Origin of the sequence: Acidovorax sp. SUPP2539 (assembly GCF_030158975.1) — a bacterium.
Lineage (GTDB): Bacteria > Pseudomonadota > Gammaproteobacteria > Burkholderiales > Burkholderiaceae_C > Paracidovorax.
In genome coordinates this window covers 481,241-499,838 of the sequence record NZ_BQXJ01000001.1, presented here as the reverse complement: position 1 = coordinate 499,838, position 18,598 = coordinate 481,241, and the positions used below count along the sequence as shown (strand labels likewise).

The following is an 18,598-nucleotide window of genomic DNA, read 5'->3' as shown; positions in this document are numbered from 1 at the left end:
AAAGCAGATGGGTCATCCATCTGCTTTTTGCTTTGGGAAGCGCCGATTTCTCCCAACCTTCCGTCCCATGGAAAAACGCGTCCGTTTCAAATCTGCCTGGCTGCCCTGGCTGCTCATCGCGCCGCAGATGGCCATCATCCTGGTCTTCTTCTTCTGGCCCGCCAGCCAGGCGCTGGTGCAGTCGATGCAGCTGCAGGACGCCTTCGGAACCTCCACCGAATGGGTGGGCCTGGCCAACTTCCGCCAGCTCTTCAACGACGGCAGCTACGTGGAGTCGTTCAAGACCACGGCCATGTTCTCGGTGCTGGTGGCGGGCATCGGCATCAGCCTGTCGCTGATGCTGGCGATCTTCGCCGACCGCGTGGTCAAGGCGGCCATGTTCTACAAGACCATGCTGATCCTGCCCTACGCCGTCGCGCCCGCCGTGGCCGCGGTGCTGTGGGTGTTCATGTTCTCGCCGTCGCTCGGCGTGGTGGCCTACGGCCTGGAGAAGGTCGGCATCCACTGGAACCACCTGCTCGACTCCGGCCAGGCCATGACGCTGATCGTGATGGCTTCGGTGTGGAAGCAGATCTCCTACAACTTCCTGTTCTTCCTGGCCGGGCTGCAGTCGATCCCCAAGTCGCTCATCGAAGCCGCGGCCATCGACGGCGCGCGCCCGTGGCGCCGCTTCTGGACCATCCAGTTCCCGCTGCTGTCGCCCACCACGTTCTTCCTGCTGGTGATCAACGTGGTCTACGCCTTCTTCGACACCTTCGCCATCGTCGATGCGGCCACCCAGGGCGGCCCGGGCAAGGACACGGCCATCCTCGTCTACAAGGTCTACTACGACGGCTTCAAGGCCATGGACCTGGGCGGCTCCGCCGCGCAATCGGTGGTGCTGATGCTGATCGTCGTCGCGCTCACCGTGGTGCAGTTCCGCTATGTCGAAAAGAAAGTGAACTACTGATGCAACGCCCGATGCAATGCCTGGCGCAAAGCGTTTTCTCGATGGAGGCCGCCCATGGTTGAGCGCCGCCTGACCGCCGGCATCCTGGCCCATGTGATCATGGTGCTGGGCGTGCTGATCGTCGCCTTTCCGCTGTACCTGGCGTTCGTCGCCTCCACGCACACCGCGCAGGAAATCGTGCAGGCCCCCATGCCGCTGCTGCCCGGCGGCCACTTCTGGGAGACCTACAAGGCCGCCCTGTTCGGCCGCGATGCTGGCGCCGGCTCCACCGCCCCCGTGGCCCGCATGATGTGGGTGAGCCTGGTGTCGGCCCTGGTCATCACCTTCGGCAAGATCGCCATCTCGCTGCTGTCGGCGTTCGCCATCGTGTACTTCCGCTTTCCCTTCAAGGGCCTGTGCTTCTGGCTGATCTTCATCACGCTGATGCTGCCCGTGGAAGTGCGCATCGGCCCGACGTACCAGGTGGTGTCCGACCTCGGCATGCTCAACAGCTACGCGGGCCTGACCGTGCCGCTGATCGCCTCGGCCACGGCCACGTTCCTGTTCCGCCAGTTCTTCCTGACCGTGCCCGACGAGCTGGTGGAGGCCGCGCGCATGGACGGCGCGGGCCCGATGCGGTTCTTTAAGGACATCCTGATCCCGCTGTCCAAGACCTCGATCGCCGCCCTGTTCGTGATCCAGTTCATCTACGGCTGGAACCAGTACCTGTGGCCGCTGCTGGCCACCACGAGCGAAGACATGTACCCGGTGGTGATCGGCATCAAGCGCATGATCGCCGGCGGAGACGGCCAGAACGAATGGAACATCGTCATGGCGACGGCCATCCTGGCCATGCTGCCGCCGGCCGTGGTGGTGATGCTCATGCAGAAGTGGTTCGTCAAGGGCCTCGTGGACACCGAGAAATAACGGTCAACGACCACCGATCGATCTGACAAGAATCCCAAAGATATGGCATCCCTCTCGCTTCGCAACGTCATCAAGCGCTACGGCGCCGGCCCCAAGGCCACCCCGGTCATCCACGGCGTCAGCGCCGAAATCCAGGATGGCGAATTCATCGTGATCGTCGGCCCGTCGGGCTGCGGCAAATCCACCCTGCTGCGCATGGTCGCGGGCCTGGAAGAGATCAGCGGCGGCGAGATCGCCATCGGCCCGCGCGTGGTGAACAACCTCGAGCCCGCCGAGCGGGACATCGCCATGGTGTTCCAGAACTACGCGCTCTACCCGCACATGACGAACTTCGACAACATGGCCTACGGCCTGAAGATCGCCAAGGTGCCCAAGGACGAGATCAAGCGGCGCGTGGACAAGGCCGCCAAGATCCTGGAGCTGGGCCACCTGCTGGAGCGCAAGCCGCGCGAGCTGTCCGGCGGCCAGCGCCAGCGCGTGGCCATGGGCCGCGCCATCGTGCGCCAGCCGCAGGTGTTCCTGTTCGACGAGCCGCTGTCCAACCTGGACGCCAAGCTGCGCGCGCAGACCCGCCTGGAGATCCAGAAGCTGCACCGCGAGCTGGGCATCACCAGCCTGTTCGTCACCCACGACCAGGTCGAGGCGATGACGCTCGCGCAGCGCATGATCGTCATGAACGGCGGCGTGATGGAGCAGTTCGGCACGCCCGAGGAGGTCTACCACTCGCCCGCCTCGACCTTCGTGGCCAGCTTCATCGGCTCGCCGCCCATGAACCTGCTCAAGAACGCGGAAGGCGGCAAGCAGGGCGCGATCCTCGGCATCCGCCCCGAGCACCTGGACATCGGCGCCACCGGCTGGGCCGTGCAGGTCGAAACCGTCGAGCTGCTGGGCGCCGAACGCCTGGTGTACGCCCGCATGAACGGCGAATCCCTCATCGTGCGCGTGGAAGAAGGCACGCACTCGCCCCAGCCCGGCGACACCATCCACGTCGCACCGCGCCCGTCGCGCCTGCACTGGTTCGACGCCGCCACCGGCAAGCGGATGTGAGCAGCCCCGTGAGCCACCGACCCGCGCCGGCCCGGCTCGTGCACGCGACCGTTCCCGTGCTGGCCTCGCTCGACCTGGATGAGAGCGCGGCCTTCTGCGCCGACCGGCTGGGGTTCGCGCCCCGGCTGCGCACGGGCGACTACCTCATCGCCGAGCGCGACGGCTGCGAGCTGCATTTCTGGCTCTGCACCGAGCGCCACATCGCCGAGAACACCTCCTGCTACGTGCGGGGCGACACCCGCGCGCTGCATGCCGACTTCGCCGCGCGCGGCCTGGCCGTCGATCCCCCGCGCGAGCAGCCCTGGGGCATGCGCGAGCTGTACGTGATCGACCCGCACGGCAACCTGCTCAAGTTCGGCGAAAGTCTATGAAGCCCCCCGCAGTCGCCACCGGCGCCTGCGGGCACGGCCTGCTCCGCGGCCATCGGACGGCTCGGGCCGTGCCAGCTTCGAACGCCGCGACAGCATTCCCAACCCTCGTTCACTGACATGACCGCCCCTTCCGCTGCTGCTGCCGTTGCGCCCGCCGTTTCCGCGTCCGACTGGCCCTATCCGCGCTGGATCGCCCACCGCGGCGCCGGCAAGCTCGCGCCCGAGAACACGCTGGCCGCCTTCCGCCTGGGCGCGCACCACGGCTACCGCATGTTCGAATGCGACGCCAAGCTCAGCAGCGACGGCGTGCCCTTTTTGCTGCACGACGCCACGCTGGAGCGCACCACCTGCGGCCGGGGCACGGCGGGCGAGCAGGCCTGGAGCGACCTGTCGCGCCTGGACGCCGGCGCCTGGCATTCGCGCGCCCACGCCGGCGAGCCGCTGCCCACGCTGGACGCCGTGGCACGCTTTTGCCGGGCCAACGGCCACCTGCTGAACATCGAGATCAAGCCCACGCCCGGCACCGAGGAGGAAACCGGCCGCGTGGTCGCCGCGCACGCCGCGCGCCTGTGGCAGGGCGCCGCGGTGCCGCCGCTGCTCACCTCGTTCCAGGTGCGCGCGCTGTCCGGTGCACGCGACGCGGCGCCGCTGCTGCCGCGCGGCCTGCTGCTGGACACGCTGGGCGCCGGCTGGCTGGACACCGCGCAACAGCTCGGCTGCGTGGCCATCGTCTGCAACCACGCGCTGTGGAATACCGAGACCGTGGCCCAGGTGAAAGGCGCCGGGCTGCGCGCCTTGAGCTACACGGTGAACGACGAATGGGCGGCGCAGCGCCTGATCGACCTGGGCACCGACGGCATCATCACCGACCGGGTGGACCTGTTCAGCCCGGGGCAGTGATACGCTTTCGGGTCCTTGTACGCACGGACTCGCCCTTGCTTCCTTCCTTTTTCAGAACCCTGCTGGCCGGCCTGCTCATGGGCCTGGCCCTGTCCCACCCCGCGGCGGCGCAGGACCGGACCGCGGCGGCATCCGCCCCGGCCCCGGCCGCCAGCGCCACGGCCCCCCGGGCCGGCGATCCGGCCCCTCGTTCGGTGGACGACCTGCGCAAGCAGCTCGACGCCGTCCCGAAAAAGCTCGATCCGGACGACGACGGCCGCAAGCTCGTCAACGAGGTCTATGCCATCGGCACGGCCGCCGAGCAACTCGTCGCGCAGCGCACCGAAGAGCTGGCCGACCTGGACACGCGCCTGGCCGGGCTCGGCCCCTCGCCCGAGAAAGGCGCGCCCGCCGACTCCCCCGACGTGGCGCAGCAGCGGGCCGGACTGGCCAAGCAGCGCGCCGTCGTGGACGCCGACCTCAAGCTCGCCCGCCTCATCGTGGTCGATGCCGACCAGCGCAGCGCCGACCTCGTGCGCCAGCGCCGCCAGCAGTTCCAGGATGCGCTGACCGCCCGCATCGACTCGCCGCTGGGCCCCACCTACTGGCGCGCGCTGCGCAACGCCTGGCCCTCCGACACCGCCCGCCTGTCGATGCTGGCGGTCGAGATCCGCCAGGCCCTGGAGCGGGCGATGGAGCCCGCCCGGCGCGCCACCTTCCTCGGCAGCCTGGCCGGCGCGCTGCTGCTGGCCGTGCTGGGCAACTGGCTGGCCAAGCGCGTGCTGGTGCGCGTGGCGCCCACGCGGCTGCCGTCCGGGCGCCTGCGGCGCTCGCTGCTCGCGGCGGTGTCGGTCGTGGTGCATGTGCTGCTGATCGGGCTGGCGGCGCAACTGGCGCTCAGCGGCGTCGACGTGGGCGACAACCTCGGCGACCGGCTGCACGGCCTGGGCAGCACGGCGGTGCGCCTGGCCATCTTCGCCTCGTTCGCCATCGGACTGGGGCACGCCCTGCTATCGCGCCGGCGCAGCTCCTGGCGGCTGCCTTCGCTGTCGGACGACCTGGCGCGGCGGCTGAGCCCCTACCCCTGGTGGATCGCCCTGGTCGCCATCACCAGCGGACTCATCACCGAAATCAACACCGCCGTGGGCGCCAGCCTCGCGGCCGAGGTGACGACGCAGGCCGTGACGGCGCTGCTGGTCGCGCTCATCGCCATCGCCTGCCTGCGCCACCTGCACACCCCGCGTACCACGGCCAAGGACGGCGCGGCGGAGGGCGGCAGCGAGCCCGCCGAGGCCGCTGCCGCGCCCCCGCGCCCACTGTGGGTGGGCCTGCTCGTGGCCTGCGCGGGCTTCGCCTCGGTGGCGACCCTGGTGCTGGTGGCGCTGGGCTTCGTCGCCCTGGCCAGCACGCTGGCGCGGCAGATGGTGTGGAGCGCCATCGTCTTCGCCACCGCCTACCTGCTCTACCAGCTGGCCGACGACGTGTGCGAGGCCGTGCTGTCGTCCAAGGGCAGCTTCGGGCGCCGGCTGCATTCCGGCATGGGCATCGACGCGGGCCTGCTCGACCAAGCGGCCGTGCTGGGCTCGGGCGTGCTGCGCGTGGTGCTGTTCTTCTACATGGTGATCGCGCTGATGGCGCCGTTCGGCACCGGGCCGGACGAGGTCTTCCGGCGCGGCAGCAGCCTCAACAACGGCCTGCAGGTGGGCAATTTCGCGCTCGCGCCCCAGGCCCTGCTCACCGCGCTGGCCGTGGTGGCGGCGGGGTTCGTGGCCATCCGCGTGCTCAAGCGCTGGCTGAGCGACCGCTACTTTCCCAACACGTCGCTCGAGCCCGGCATGCGCAGCTCCATCGTCTCGCTGCTGGGCTACGTGGGCGGCGTGCTGGTGGTGGCCGCGGCGCTGGCGGCGCTGGGCATCAGCGTGGAGCGCATCGCCTGGGTGGCCAGCGCGCTGTCGGTGGGGATCGGCTTCGGGCTGCAGGCCATCGTGCAGAACTTCATCTCGGGCCTGATCCTGCTGGCCGAGCGGCCGGTGAAGGTGGGCGACTGGGTGGTGCTGGGCGACACCGAGGGCGACGTGCGCCGCGTGAACGTGCGCGCCACCGAGATCCAGCTGGGCGACCGGTCCACCGTGATCGTGCCCAACTCGGAGTTCATCACCAAGACCGTGCGCAACATGACGCTGACCGGCGCGCCGGGCCGCGTGCTGCTGCGCCTGCCCGCACCGCTGGACACCGATGCGCAGCGCATGCGCGAGGTGATCCTGCAGGCCTTCCACGCCCACGAAGGCATCATGGAAGACCCCGAACCCATCGTGCAGCTCGAAGGCATCCTGAACGGCACGCTCACCTTCCTGGCCATCGGCTACGTGAGCAATCCGCGCAACTCGGGCGGCGTGCGCAGCGACCTGCTGTTCACCATCCTGGACAACCTGCGCGGCGCGGGCCTGGCGCTGTCGCCGCCGGCGACCACGTCGCTCACCCACCCCACGCCGACCTCGCCGACCGTGGCGGTGCCGCAGCCGCAGGGCGGCAACGCGCCGGGCACGACGGTGGTCTGACCGGGGCGCGGCCACCCCGGCCGCAGCGAATCGCTATAAATTCAATAGCACAATGCCCTAGTGGAATATGTGCTGGAGGGCGATTTGGCTCGAAAGCCTCAATCCAGCTTCGCGCCCGACTGGGCCACGGCGGTGGCCCAGCGCGGCATCTCGGTCGCGAGGAAGGCCGCGAAGGCGTCCGCCCCCAGGAAGGCCGGATCGGCGCCCTGCGACACCATGCGCTCGCGCACCTCGGGCGACTGCAGCACCTGGCCGAACGCATCGCTCAGCTTGGCGACCACGTCCTTGGGCGTGCCGGCCGGCGCGAGAAACCCGTAGAAGCCCACCACCTCGAAGCCCTTGAGCCCGCTCTCGATCGCCGTGGGCACGTCCGGCAGGGCCGGGTTGCGCTGCCGGCTGGTCACCGCCAGGGCGCGCACCTTGCCCTGCTTGTGGTACGCGGCCGCCTGCGGAATGCTCTCGGCCATGAACTGCACCTGGCCGGCCATCAGGTCGGTGAAGGCCGGGGCGCTGCCGCGGTACGGGATGTGCACCATGAACAGGCCCGTGGCCGTCTTGAACATCTCCGGCACCAGGTGGCTGATGCCGCCGTTGCCCGCCGAGCCGAAGTTGACCTGGCCCGGCTTGGCCCGTGCGTACTGGATGAATTCGGGCAGCGTCTTCGCCGGCAGCTTCGGGTTGACCAGCAGCGCGAGCGGCTGCATGGCGGTGCGCGCGACGGGCGTGAAATCCTTGAGCGTCTGGTAGGGCAGCCGGCTGTAGAGCGCCGGGTTGATCACCATCACGCCGGTGTTGGCCAGCATCAGCGTGTGGCCGTCGGGCGGCGCCTTCATCACGTCCTGTGCGCCGACGGTGCCGCCCGCGCCCGACTTGTAGTCCACCACCACGGGCTGGCCGAGCACGGCCTGCAGCTTGTCGGTGAGCAGGCGGGCATGCTGGTCCAGCGGCCCGCCCGCTGGAAAGCCGATCACGATTCGGATGGGCCGGGAGGGAAAGCCCTGGGCCAGGGCGGCCACGGACAGGCAGGCCAGGGTGGCGGCCGCCAGGCAGGTTGAAGCGCGCCGCGATATTTGATCTCACAGAACTGAGATAAATCGACAGCGGCCTACTTTCGCGTGGCGAAAGTAAATTGCATTACAGGCGGGTTGTGACGATCAGTTGCGAACGAGGCGGCGGAGCAAGCTCCAACTTGTCCGCAGCGATGTGTTCCTCAGGTCCTGCACTAGGCTGACAAATCACTTGATTGCCAACCTGCCCAACCACGGTGTACTCATCGCCCAATGCGCCCTTGGACGTGATCCGAACGGTGTCGTTTTTTTGAAAGGTAGTCATGGACGCATTGTCCTATGCCTCCCCTTCCACATAGGGCACCCGCGTCTTTAACTTCGCCGGAGCAACGGGAAGTTTTGCGCTTGATCCGCCGGTTGCACGACATCAAGGGGGTATTTCTTTTCATGGAGAAAACTTTTGGCACTCGCATGGTGATTGATCTGGCCCCCGCGCAGCTATTGCGCGTACGGCGTTACGTCGAGACAATCCACCGCCGAACTAAAGGGAGGGAAAAGGCATGATCAAGCACGCCGTGCTGCTGATCGCAGCACTTGCAATTACACCTGCCTGGGCCATTAACAAATGCACCAGCGCAGAGGGAAAAACCGTGTTTCAGGACGCCCCTTGCACGGGGAAAGGCGAAATCATCGACGTGAAACCAGCGAGTGGTAAGGCACCGTTGGTGCCAGCTCAGAGCCAGATCAATGCAGCACAAAAAGAAGGCGCGTTCGGGGAGACATGGCGCCGCAAGACTGATCTGGAGCAGCATCTGATCCGCAATGCAAGGGCCGATTTGCAATCACACTTCACCCGTTGTGAGCAACAGCAGCAAGCTCTTTCGCAGCGCAAAGCATTAGCAAACAACAATCTCGCTGGTGCAACCTTCGAGCAATCTATTTCGGCTGAAATGCAGGCAGCGGCGACAACCTGCGACACGAAGGCGAGAGACCTCCGCGCTAGATTGGAAAGCCTTGAGAAGGAACTGCGCGAATTGACAGCATCGAAGTAGCCGGCAATCACTGCCACGATATAACCAGAATCTACAAGGGGGAATTCAAAAATGGAAGAACAAGTTTTCTTTGAACGTGAGGGCGTCAAGGTCACGAATGCCAGGTTCGTCGTAGGTGCGCAAACCTTCGCGATGAGCAACATCACTTCGGTCAATCCGGCGACGGAGCCGCCCAGCCGATTCGTGCTCATCCTTGTACTGATCGTCGGGGTGTTGATCACTTTCACCTCGCCGATCTTTGGTGGCATCGTGGTGGCAATCTGCGCATTGTTCTTGTACCTGCAAAAGACCAAGTACCACGTGATGCTGCACACCGCTGGCGGCGAAACCAAAGCGCTGACCACCGAAGAACTGGAGTACTTCAATCATGTGGTCGGCGCGCTGAACCAGGCCATCGTCCATCGCGGCTGAGAGGGCATGTGATGTCTGAAACAGCACAGGTCGCTATCGCAACGGGCATATTGACGCTGATCGGTTCACTTTTTGCCCAGAGTCTCAGCGCATGGTTTGAATCTAAAAGAGAAGAACGAAAAGCACGGCTGCGTCAAGACGAAAAGGCAGCTGATGCCCGTGCGGCACAGGCGCAAAATAAGTTGGCAAAGCTAGTGGAGCTTTGGAACGCTGTAGCGCTATCCCGGCAACGTTTGTCGGATGGTTTTCTCAAGAAAAATATCGGCGGCCAGATTGAGCCACCAGAGGCGAAGGATTCGGCAGCGACTGCAGCAAGCACGGTTTATGGGCTTGCGCTTTTATATTTTCCAGATATCCGCCCCTATGCTCGTGATTACCATATCGAAGTAGTAAAGGTAGAAGCTGCATTTTGGTTCAACCAAGTAGCTGATGAAGAAGCCGCGTGGGAGCGATTAGAAGCCGTGTCACTCAAACTCACGGCAGGGATCGAGCAGTTTGCTCAAAGGCTTGAGAAAACGTCATCCATGTCCAGCGATGATTAACCGCGCACCTTCCCCAGCCGTGAAAGGCATGCCTAAAGTGTCCCGACCAGCGATCCAAGGCACTTCTTTCACTTGGCAGGCCGGGTACGTGCAAGGGGTCTTGCAATGCACACTTCGGTCTGCAGATGACGAAGTCGTATGGGTGGCTCTCATTAGTGCGAGCGCAGCGCTGGTCACAGCACTCGTCACCCAAGTCCTAGGTCCTAGCCACACGAGCAGCCGGTAGACAAGCAGACCGCGCAGAGCAGAGAGAAGCGTTGCAATGGCAACGAAGCGAAGCGTTAAGGCGGGAGGAGCTCCAACGCAAGGAAGCGCAACGCCAAGAGGAACTTCAGGACGCGCGGTTGCGCGAGCTGTGGGACCATGTTTTGACCGTGCGTTGGCAGTTCCTAGACGTTTTGGAGCGAACTCCTGTTGAGGGACTTCCAGATCCAAAACGAGTTGACGTATCTGCTCAAGAATTGCCCATCCATGCCGCCGGGCAAGCTTATGCCGTTGCGCTGACCGGCCTAGCAGCCTTTGCGCCCCAGCGCGAATGCGTTCTATGTTGCAACCGAAAATCTGCAGCGCGCGCTGCGAGCCGTCGATTTAAAAACGGTGGCAGGTGCGGCGAACAACTGGAGGCAGGCATACGCAGCGCTGGAACTAGCCGTGGCGGCATTGGCCGATGATGTTGTCGGCGATGAGCATCCTGAAGGCGATTCTTCGGGCACGTTGACGCGACATTGAATGCCCTTGCATGGGCTTGGTGCGGTGCTTCACGATTCATGCTGATTCGAAGTTCGGCATTGAATGACGATGGCCACGACGATCAACTACCAGGTCCGCGATGTTGGCGCGGTAGGCATCGGCAGTCCCATGGTCTATGCGGCCACAGACCAGCACGGTGCGAAGTCGGGTGAGTTCGGCTTCGGGCTGTACACCACCCGCGTGGGGAGCTTCCCGATCCCGTGGGGCGACATCCCCGCCCGGCCATTTCTGGGCGCATCGGATTCAGACAAGGCAAACATCGTCAGCCTGGTGCAGAGCTACCTGATGGAAGGCTGATTGCGGTCCTGACCCGTCCTGGAATAGGTTGACACCTATGCGGGACTGAACCCTAGCCGTAATTGGCTTGCAAGAGACGCCCGGTGCACCGCATCGGGCGTTTTGTATTCTAGGGACAGGTGGGCCGCTGCTCGTTGTACAGGCGCACTGACTCGCTCACCATGGTCCTTGCCTGCTGGATGTTTGCGGGGCGGTGCAGCAGGAATTCCATCTTCAGGATGCCGTTGACCCGTTCTGCCAGGGCATTCTGGTAGCAGTCGTAGCCATCGGTCATCGAGCAGGTGATCGCATGGCGGGCATGGATGCGCTGGTACTCCGCCGAACAGTACTGGATGCCCCGATCGGAGTGGTGCACCAGTTGCTGGCTGGTTTGCCTGTAGCGCAGGGCCATTTTCAGCGCCTGACTGACCTGGGCAGTCTCCAGCCCTTCATGTACGTGCCAACCCACGATCTTGCGGGAATAGGCATCCGTTACGAGGCTCAGGTAGGCCGGCTTTTCTTTGGTGGACAGGTAGGTGATGTCGGCCACCCACAGTTGTTCGCAGCCGCTGGGCACCACCTTGGTCGCTGCTTCTTTGAGCAGGTTGGGATGGCGCCTGAAGTGATGGTGGCTGTTGGTGGTCTTGTGGTACGCCCGCTTCGGCAAGACCAGCATCCGTTCGTGACGCAGGATGTCAAACAAGGCATCGCGACCGAGCTTGATGCCTGCGTACTGCAGCGGCGCCTTCAGGATGAAGTGCAGCTTGCGTGTGCCGATGCGCGGCTGGTGCCGCCGCTTCTCATCGACCATGGCCACCACGCTGGCCTGTTGTTCATCGCGCAGCCGCTGGCAGGCCAGGGCCTTGTAGTGCGCCTGCCGGCTGATGCCCATGTACCGGCAAGCCCTCACAACGTTCAGCCCTTGGACGAGCTTTTCTTGGAGGACTTGCCAGCAGGCTTTTTTGTGACGGTTACCCCATGGTCGCGCTTGAGCACATGGACCACCGCCTCGAAGAACTGCGCTTTCTCCTGCGCCTGCTTCAGTTGCACTTCCAGTTCCTTGATGCGCTGCTCGGGTGTCAGCGGCTTGAATGGCTCTTGCATGGGGCCGGGTCCTTTGAAGCCCGATGATGCAGCCTTCCAGTCCTGGCGGCCATGCTTGCGCAACCAAACCAGCACGGTCGAGGCACCCTGGATGCCGTAGCGCTCCCGGGCTTGCCCGCACGTCAACTCGCCTCTTTCTACCTGATCCACCACCGCCAGCTTAAAGGCCAGTGTGTAGTCCTTCTGCGTTCTCTTAACCCATTGATCCACTTGACTTTCCTTTCTGATGAACAGAAAGGTGTCAACCTCATTCAGGACGGGTCAGCGCCACTATTTCCCGTCAGGAAAGAGAATTGCAGAGTTCCGGGCCCACCTCGCCCCAGTTCTTCCCGGAACTTCCCATTTATCGCACCTCCCTCTCTTCCTTTATCTCACTCCCGTTCAGCAGGTGCGCAGGCGCATGCGAAAGTCTCCTTCTTTTGTGTCTGGATGGGATCAGCCGCAGCTTAGGGCCGCCCTCCATCGCCCGGCACGGGGTCTTACCCGCAAAGCCCCTTCACGGCAGGCCCTGCTCGGTGAAAATACCCGCTCGTCCACCGCCGCCGAAAGCCCCTCACCATGACCCTCGCCCACTGGCTCGTTTTCTGCGGCGTTTCGCTGCTGATGTGCTTCACCCCCGGCCCGGCCGTGCTGCTGGCGGTGTCGAACTCGGTGGATGTCGGGGCGCGGCGCACGGCGTTCAGCTCGCTCGGCAGCTCGGCCGGCATCTTCGCCGTCTCGGGCCTCGCGATGGTCGGCATGGGGACCATCCTCAGCCTGTCGGCGAACGCGTTCCTGGTGATGAAGGTCGTCGGCGCGCTGTACCTGATCTGGCTGGGCATCAAGCGCTGGCGCAGCCAGGACGCGCTGATCGCCAGCGATGCCGGCCTGGCGCCCACCCTGCGGCGCGAGCGCAAGAACTGGCAGCTGGTGGCGCAGGGGCTGGGCGTGTCGCTGACCAACCCCAAGGCCATCCTGTTCTTCTCGGCCCTGTTCCCGCAGTTCATCGTGCCCGGCGAGCCGCTGTTCACGCAGTATCTGCTGCTGACCACGACGTTCGCCGTCTGCGCGTTGATCTCGCACGCCTTCTATGTGGTGCTGATCTCGCTGGTGAAGGGCCACGTGGTGGCGCGCGCCAAGCTGTTCAACCGCATCGTGGGCGGCACCTTCATGGCGCTGGGCGTGGGCCTGCTGCAGACCCGGCACAAGCTGGGCTGAGGGCCCGGGCCTTCGGGGCGCGTCTTTCTCAGCGCCAGCCGCGCAGCAGCAGCCACTGCGCGGTCGCGCAGCCCACCGCCAGCGCCGCATAGGTGAGCATCTTTCCGTCGCGCCCCCACCACGCCAGACCGGCCGCGAGCACGAGGCAGCCCACCCCGAACAGCACGCCCAGCTGGGCCAGCGTTCCACGCGTGGCCGCCCGCTTTCGCAGGAAGACCTTGCAGCCGGCGACCAGCAGCAACGCCACGGCGAACGCGGGCAGCACGAAATTCAGCAGATGGTTGACGGCGGACAAAGCATCCATGGACATGACCCAGATCAAGACTATTACAGGCATAGCCCCCTGCATCGGGCCGGCAATTTTATAATCGCCGCTTATGGCAGTCTGGGCCCTTGGCATCAACCACACGACCGCGCCGCTCGATCTGCGCGGTCGTTTTGCGTTCGCGCTCGATCAGATCGCGCCCACGCTGCAGGGTTTGCGCCAGTCGCTGGGCGGCGCCAACCGCCATCCCAGCGTCGAGACGGCCATCATCTCCACCTGCAACCGCACCGAAATCTACTGCGCCGGCAACGAATCCGCGCTGGACCACACGCTGGGCTGGCTCGCCCAGAGCGGCGGCGTCAGCCCCGCGCTGCTGCGCTCGCACTCCTACGCGCTGGAAGACGGCCTGGTGGCCCGCCATGCCTTCCGCGTGGCCAGCGGACTCGATTCCATGGTGCTGGGCGAGGCGCAGATCCTCGGCCAGATGAAGGACGCCGTGCGCGCCGCCGAAACCGCCGGCGCACTGGGCACCACGCTCAACCAGCTCTTTCAGCGCAGCTTCGCCGTCGCCAAGGAAGTGCGCACCAGCACCGAGATCGGCGCCCACAGCATCAGCATGGCGGCCGCGGCCGTGCGGCTGGCCGGCCAGCTGTTCGAGGACCTGTCCGAGATCCGCGTGCTGTTCGTCGGCGCGGGCGAGATGATCGAGCTGGCCGCCACCCACTTTGCGGCCAAGAACCCCAAGGCCATCGCCGTGGCCAACCGCACGCTGGAGCGCGGTGAAAAGCTCGCCACGCGCTTCGGCGGCGAGGTCATGCGCCTGGCCGACCTGCCCGACCGCCTGCACGAGTTCGACGCCGTGGTGAGCTGCACCGCCAGCAGCCTGCCCATCATCGGCCTGGGCGCCGTGGAGCGCGCCCTGAAAAAGCGGCGCCACCGTCCCATGTTCATGGTCGACCTGGCGGTCCCGCGCGACATCGAGCCCGAGGTCAAGGCGCTGGAGGACATCTATCTCTACACCGTGGACGACCTGGCCGGCGTGGTGCAGACCGCCCAGGCCCACCGCCAGGCCGCCGTGGCCCAGGCCGAGGCCATCATCGACGCGGGCGTGCAGAGCTTCATGCACTGGATGGACCAGCGCAGCCCCACCGGCGGCGTGGTGCCGCTGATCCAGCAGCTCAACGCCCAGACCGACGAGTGGCGCGCGCTGGAGATCGCCCGCGCCAAGAAGCTCCTGGCCAAGGGCGAGGACATGGACGCGGTGCTGGAGGCCCTGTCGCGCGGCCTCACGCAGAAGATGCTGCACGGCACCCTGGCCGAACTGCGGGCCGGCGACGCCGAGACCCGCGCCCAGACGGCCCAGACCGTCTCGCGCCTGTTCCTGCGCTCGCAAAGCAAGACCGGCCTGTAGCGACGCGGCTGCGCGGCCTGCCATCAGGCCAAAAACGCCCCCAGCGCAGATTCCACTAGCGCTATCAGCTACAAAAACCGTAGCAATTTCTTTCCCCCGACGATGAAGCCCTTTCTCAGAACCCAGCTCGAGCGCTATGCGCAGCGCCTTGAAGAGCTCGACTTCCTGCTCTCGCGCGAGGACATCATGTCCGACATGGCGCAGTACCGCACCATCTCCCGCGAGCACGCCGAGGTCACGCAGATCGCGGGCCGCTACGCGCGCCACCAGCAGCGCGAGGCCGACCTGGCCGGCGCCCGCGAGATGCTCGCCGACCCCGACATGGCCGAGATGGCGCAGGAGGAGATCGCCGCCGCCGAAGCCGAGCTGGCGCAGCTGGAAGAAGAGCTGCAGCGCCTGCTGCTGCCCAAGGACCCCGACGACGCCCGCAATGCCTTCCTCGAAATCCGCGCGGGCACGGGCGGCGACGAGTCGGCCCTGTTCGCGGGCGACCTGGCGCGCATGTACACCCGCTATGCCGCCAACGTGGGCTGGAAGATCGAGATCCTGAGCGCCAACGAGAACGAGATCGGCGGCTACAAGGAAGTGGTGCTGCGCGTGGAGGCCGACGGCGCCTACGGCGCGCTGCGCTTCGAATCCGGCGGCCACCGCGTGCAGCGCGTGCCCGCCACCGAGACGCAGGGCCGCATCCACACCAGCGCCTGCACCGTGGCCGTGATGCCCGAGCCCGACGAGCACCAGGCCATCACCCTGAACCCCGCCGACCTGCGCATCGACACCTTCCGCGCCAGCGGCGCCGGCGGCCAGCACATCAACAAGACCGACTCGGCAGTGCGCGTGGTCCACCTGCCCACCGGCATCGTGGCCGAATGCCAGGACGGGCGCAGCCAGCACAGCAACAAGGCCAAGGCCCTGCAGGTGCTGCAGGCGCGCATCCAGGAAAAGGAGCGCAGCGAGCGCGCCGCCAAGGAGGCCGCCCTGCGCAAGGGCCTGATCGGCTCGGGCGACCGCAGCGACCGCATCCGCACCTACAACTTCCCGCAGGGGCGCCTGACCGACCACCGCATCAACCTCACGCTCTACAAGCTGCTGGCCATCATGGAAGGCGACCTTGCCGACGTGCTGGACGCCCTGCGCCACGCGCGCGAGGCCGAGCAACTGGCCGAGCTGGAAACCACGGCCTGATCGGTTTCCAGCCCAACCACCCCGATGCCGAAGGATTCATTGCCTTGGATGCTACCAATTCAATAGCAAATGCCTCGCCGACCCTGGCCCAGGCGCTGGGCCAGGCCCACACCCTGGGGCTGGCACGCATCGACGCCCAGCTGCTGCTGCTGCACGCGCTCGGCCGCCCCGAGGCCGGCCGCGCCTGGCTGCTGGCGCACGACACCGACGCCGTGCCCCCGCCGGCGATGGACGCCTTCCTGGCGCTGTGCCGGCGCCGCGTGGCCGGCGAACCGGTGGCCTACCTGACGGGCCGCAAGGCGTTCTACGGCCTGGCGCTGCAGGTCGATGCCCGCGTGCTGGACCCGCGACCGGACACCGAAACCCTGGTGGACTGGGCGCTGCAGGTGCTCCAGCCCATCGCCGCCCCGCGCGTGGCCGACCTGGGCACCGGCAGCGGCGCCATCGCCCTTGCCTTGCAGCACCAGCGGCCCGACGCGCAGGTGCTGGCGGTCGATGCCAGCGCCCAGGCCTTGCAGGTCGCCCGGGCCAATGCAGAGCGGCTGGGCCTGCCGGTGCGCTTCGCCGAAGGCGACTGGCTCGCGGGCCTAAGCGGCAGCGCGGAATTCGATGCCATTGTCTCCAACCCTCCCTACATCGCAGCGGACGACCCGCACCTGGCGGCGCTCGTCCATGAGCCCCTGAACGCACTGGCCAGCGGCGCGGACGGCCTGGACGACATCCGCACCATTTCGGTGCAGGCGCCGATCCATCTGGTGCCCGGCGGCTGGCTGCTGCTGGAGCACGGTTGGGACCAGGCCGAGGCCGTGCAGGCGCTGCTGCGCCAGGCCGGCTTCACCGAGGTGCAAAGCCGCACCGATCTGGCCGGGCATGCGCGCTGCACCGGCGGCCGCCGCCCGCCCGCGCCGTGATGCGATCCATCCCCTGGCCGCCGGCACTGGAAAGCGCCCGCGGCGCCCCCATGTGGAGCCTGCGCACCGCCGCCAGGGCATGCCCCGGATCACCGCGGCGCCCACCGGCCTTCGCCGACAGTGAAATAATCACGCCTTGCCGCCGATCCACGGCCACTTTCAGGAGCAACCCATGAGCGACACCCAGCAACGCATCGACGCCCTCGTCAAATCCAACGACATCCTGCTGTTCATGAAGGGCAGCGCGAGTTTTCCGATGTGCGGCTTCTCGGGCCGCGCGATCCAGCTCCTGAAGGCCTGCGGCGTGGACCCTAAGAGCGTGGCCACGGTGAACGTGCTGGACGACCCGGAGATCCGCCAGGGCATCAAGGAATACAGCAGCTGGCCCACCATCCCGCAGCTCTACGTGAAGGGCGAATTCATCGGCGGCTCGGACATCATGATGGAGATGTACGAGTCGGGCGAACTCAAGCAGGTGCTGGGCACGCAGGGCGAGTGACCGGCAGCCCCGGCGGCTGCATTGACCGAAGGCCGCCCCCGGGCGGCCTTTTGCATGGGAACAACAGGGGCGGGTTGACGGGGTTTTTCCGCCGTTGAGACCAGGCATGTTGTGTGCTTGAATGGGTGCGTGACTTCCTCACACAGGAGCGCGCCATGACGACACAAAGCCTTGTTCCGCAAACGCCGGCCCTGAGCCTGCCGGTGGCCCAGTTGCGCAACGTGTTCCACCCCTGCGACGTCGAGCGCAAGCTCACGCGGCTGCAGGACGGCGGCAGCCAGCGCGAATACGAGAATCTGCGCGCGGTGTATGAACGCATGCTGGAACGCGGGCCCGAACGCTTCCAGGTCAAGCCTTCCGGCGTGCCGGACATGGCCCATCTCTATGACCAGTTGCCCAACTTCACCGACGTCCTCGACGATGTGAAGCGCCACGTGGCCCTGGCGCAGGACAGCCGCGACGGGCTCGAAGTCACGCCCATGCTGCTGCTGGGCCCGCCCGGCATCGGCAAGACCCACTTCGCGCGGCACCTGGCCGAGCTGCTGGGCACCGGCTTGAACCTCGTGCCCATGAGTTCGATGACCGCCGGCTGGCTGCTGTCGGGCTCGTCCTCGCAGTGGAAGGGCGCGCGGCCCGGCAAGGTGTTCGAGGCGCTGGTGGAGGGCGAATACGCCAACCCCGTCATCGTCGTGGACGAGATCGACAAGGCCGCGAGCGACGCGCAGTACGACCCGCTGGGCGCGCTCTACGGCCTGCTGGAGCACGACACGGCGCAGAGCTTCACCGACGAGTTCGCCGAGGTCGCCATCGACGCGAGCCAGGTCATCTGGATCACCACCGCCAACGACGAGCGCGGCATCCCCGACCCCATCCTCAACCGCATGAACGTGTTCGAGGTGCAGACGCCCACGCCGGAGCAGGCCCGCGCCATTGCGCGCAACCTCTACCAGGGCATCCGCAACGGCCACGACTGGGGCCGCATGCTCGACCCCGAGCCGCAGTCCGACGTGCTGGACGTGCTCGCGCAAATGCCCCCGCGCGAAATGCGCCGCGCCCTGATGACGGGCTTCGGCAACGCGCGCCTGCAGCACCGCAGCGCGGTCGAAGTGGGCGACCTGCCGCGCAGCGCAGGCGGCAAATCGCGCATCGGCTTCCTGCAGTGAAGTAGCCCCCCGCCGCCCTCGCCGCCCGCTTGCATCCCCTGCATGCGGGCGCGCGAAGGCGCGCGGCAGGGCGGCTACACTCGGCACGCTGGCGCACAGCACGATCATGGCGGCG

Annotated in this window: 20 protein-coding genes and 1 pseudogene; 17 read left to right on the top strand and 4 right to left on the bottom strand. The window is 66.3% G+C overall.

Annotation, left to right across the window (positions count from 1 at the left end; genetic code table 11):
* Positions 1-67 precede the first annotated feature (67 nt).
* The 6 genes from ugpA (at position 68) to AVTE2539_RS02340 (ending at position 6,710) form a co-directional block, all read left to right on the top strand.
* Positions 68-949, top strand: a complete 882-nt coding sequence (gene ugpA / locus AVTE2539_RS02365; RefSeq protein ID WP_284393763.1) for a sn-glycerol-3-phosphate ABC transporter permease UgpA — start codon at positions 68-70, stop codon at positions 947-949.
* 54 nt (positions 950-1,003) lie between these two features.
* Positions 1,004-1,855 (top strand): sn-glycerol-3-phosphate ABC transporter permease UgpE, encoded by an 852-nt coding sequence (ugpE, locus tag AVTE2539_RS02360; RefSeq protein ID WP_284393761.1) that lies wholly within the window; start codon positions 1,004-1,006, stop codon positions 1,853-1,855.
* A 42-nt stretch (positions 1,856-1,897) separates the two neighbouring features.
* Positions 1,898-2,902: a sn-glycerol-3-phosphate import ATP-binding protein UgpC gene (locus tag AVTE2539_RS02355; RefSeq protein ID WP_284393758.1), complete on the top strand. Its 1,005-nt coding sequence runs from the start codon at positions 1,898-1,900 to the stop codon at positions 2,900-2,902.
* Between the two features lie 8 nt (positions 2,903-2,910).
* Complete coding sequence (locus AVTE2539_RS02350) at positions 2,911-3,273, top strand: bleomycin resistance protein (protein WP_284408224.1); 363 nt, start codon at positions 2,911-2,913, stop codon at positions 3,271-3,273.
* Between the two features lie 117 nt (positions 3,274-3,390).
* Positions 3,391-4,173, top strand: coding sequence for a glycerophosphodiester phosphodiesterase (gene ugpQ / locus AVTE2539_RS02345; RefSeq protein ID WP_284408223.1), 783 nt, complete (start codon positions 3,391-3,393; stop codon positions 4,171-4,173).
* A gap of 77 nt (positions 4,174-4,250) precedes the next feature.
* Positions 4,251-6,710 carry a DUF3772 domain-containing protein gene (locus tag AVTE2539_RS02340; protein ID WP_284409393.1) on the top strand — a complete coding sequence of 820 codons (2,460 nt, stop codon included), beginning with the start codon at positions 4,251-4,253 and terminating at the stop codon, positions 6,708-6,710.
* 98 nt (positions 6,711-6,808) lie between these two features.
* Here AVTE2539_RS02340 and AVTE2539_RS02335 read toward each other — a convergent pair whose 3' ends face one another.
* The gene (locus AVTE2539_RS02335) at positions 6,809-7,732 is read right to left on the bottom strand and encodes a Bug family tripartite tricarboxylate transporter substrate binding protein (protein ID WP_284409391.1); all 924 of its coding nucleotides are present in this window, start codon (positions 7,730-7,732) and stop codon (positions 6,809-6,811) included.
* Between the two features lie 112 nt (positions 7,733-7,844).
* On the bottom strand, positions 7,845-8,042 hold the full coding sequence (locus tag AVTE2539_RS02330; RefSeq protein ID WP_284408222.1) for a hypothetical protein: 198 nt from the start codon (positions 8,040-8,042) through the stop codon (positions 7,845-7,847).
* A 235-nt stretch (positions 8,043-8,277) separates the two neighbouring features.
* Here AVTE2539_RS02330 and AVTE2539_RS02325 point away from each other — a divergent pair, with 235 nt between their 5' ends.
* The 5 genes from AVTE2539_RS02325 to AVTE2539_RS02305 all read left to right on the top strand — a co-directional run bounded on the left by AVTE2539_RS02325 (position 8,278) and on the right by AVTE2539_RS02305 (position 10,769).
* Positions 8,278-8,769 carry a hypothetical protein gene (locus tag AVTE2539_RS02325; RefSeq protein WP_284408221.1) on the top strand — a complete coding sequence of 164 codons (492 nt, stop codon included), beginning with the start codon at positions 8,278-8,280 and terminating at the stop codon, positions 8,767-8,769.
* A 51-nt stretch (positions 8,770-8,820) separates the two neighbouring features.
* The gene (locus AVTE2539_RS02320; RefSeq protein ID WP_284408220.1) at positions 8,821-9,180 is read left to right on the top strand and encodes a DUF6232 family protein; all 360 of its coding nucleotides are present in this window, start codon (positions 8,821-8,823) and stop codon (positions 9,178-9,180) included.
* A gap of 11 nt (positions 9,181-9,191) precedes the next feature.
* Entirely contained in the window at positions 9,192-9,722 is a 531-nt protein-coding gene (locus tag AVTE2539_RS02315; RefSeq protein WP_284408219.1) for a hypothetical protein, read from the top strand.
* 519 nt (positions 9,723-10,241) lie between these two features.
* Positions 10,242-10,451 (top strand): hypothetical protein, encoded by a 210-nt coding sequence (locus tag AVTE2539_RS02310; protein ID WP_284408218.1) that lies wholly within the window; start codon positions 10,242-10,244, stop codon positions 10,449-10,451.
* A gap of 63 nt (positions 10,452-10,514) precedes the next feature.
* A complete protein-coding gene (locus tag AVTE2539_RS02305; RefSeq protein WP_284408217.1) occupies positions 10,515-10,769 on the top strand; it encodes a phage virion morphogenesis family protein in 255 nt (84 codons plus the stop codon).
* Positions 10,770-10,804: 35 nt separating this feature from the next.
* Here AVTE2539_RS02305 and AVTE2539_RS02300 read toward each other — a convergent pair.
* Positions 10,805-12,062 (bottom strand): annotated as a pseudogene (locus AVTE2539_RS02300) (IS3 family transposase).
* Between the two features lie 348 nt (positions 12,063-12,410).
* Between AVTE2539_RS02300 and AVTE2539_RS02295 the strand changes: the two are divergent.
* Entirely contained in the window at positions 12,411-13,049 is a 639-nt protein-coding gene (locus tag AVTE2539_RS02295; protein WP_284393750.1) for a LysE family translocator, read from the top strand.
* A gap of 28 nt (positions 13,050-13,077) precedes the next feature.
* Here the strand turns inward: AVTE2539_RS02295 and AVTE2539_RS02290 are convergent, their stop codons facing one another.
* Positions 13,078-13,353 carry a hypothetical protein gene (locus AVTE2539_RS02290; protein WP_284408216.1) on the bottom strand — a complete coding sequence of 92 codons (276 nt, stop codon included), beginning with the start codon at positions 13,351-13,353 and terminating at the stop codon, positions 13,078-13,080.
* A gap of 73 nt (positions 13,354-13,426) precedes the next feature.
* On the opposite strand from AVTE2539_RS02290, the gene hemA reads away from it, so the two are divergent.
* From hemA to AVTE2539_RS02265, 5 genes are all read left to right on the top strand, one after another.
* The gene (hemA, locus tag AVTE2539_RS02285; RefSeq protein WP_284408215.1) at positions 13,427-14,725 is read left to right on the top strand and encodes a glutamyl-tRNA reductase; all 1,299 of its coding nucleotides are present in this window, start codon (positions 13,427-13,429) and stop codon (positions 14,723-14,725) included.
* A gap of 102 nt (positions 14,726-14,827) precedes the next feature.
* Positions 14,828-15,910, top strand: a complete 1,083-nt coding sequence (gene prfA / locus AVTE2539_RS02280) for a peptide chain release factor 1 (protein ID WP_284408214.1) — start codon at positions 14,828-14,830, stop codon at positions 15,908-15,910.
* Positions 15,911-15,972: 62 nt separating this feature from the next.
* Positions 15,973-16,821 (top strand): peptide chain release factor N(5)-glutamine methyltransferase, encoded by an 849-nt coding sequence (prmC, locus tag AVTE2539_RS02275; protein ID WP_284409389.1) that lies wholly within the window; start codon positions 15,973-15,975, stop codon positions 16,819-16,821.
* 172 nt (positions 16,822-16,993) lie between these two features.
* On the top strand, positions 16,994-17,320 hold the full coding sequence (gene grxD / locus AVTE2539_RS02270) for a Grx4 family monothiol glutaredoxin (RefSeq protein ID WP_272565499.1): 327 nt from the start codon (positions 16,994-16,996) through the stop codon (positions 17,318-17,320).
* A gap of 155 nt (positions 17,321-17,475) precedes the next feature.
* Positions 17,476-18,483 (top strand): AAA family ATPase, encoded by a 1,008-nt coding sequence (locus AVTE2539_RS02265; protein WP_284408213.1) that lies wholly within the window; start codon positions 17,476-17,478, stop codon positions 18,481-18,483.
* Positions 18,484-18,598 lie beyond the last annotated feature (115 nt).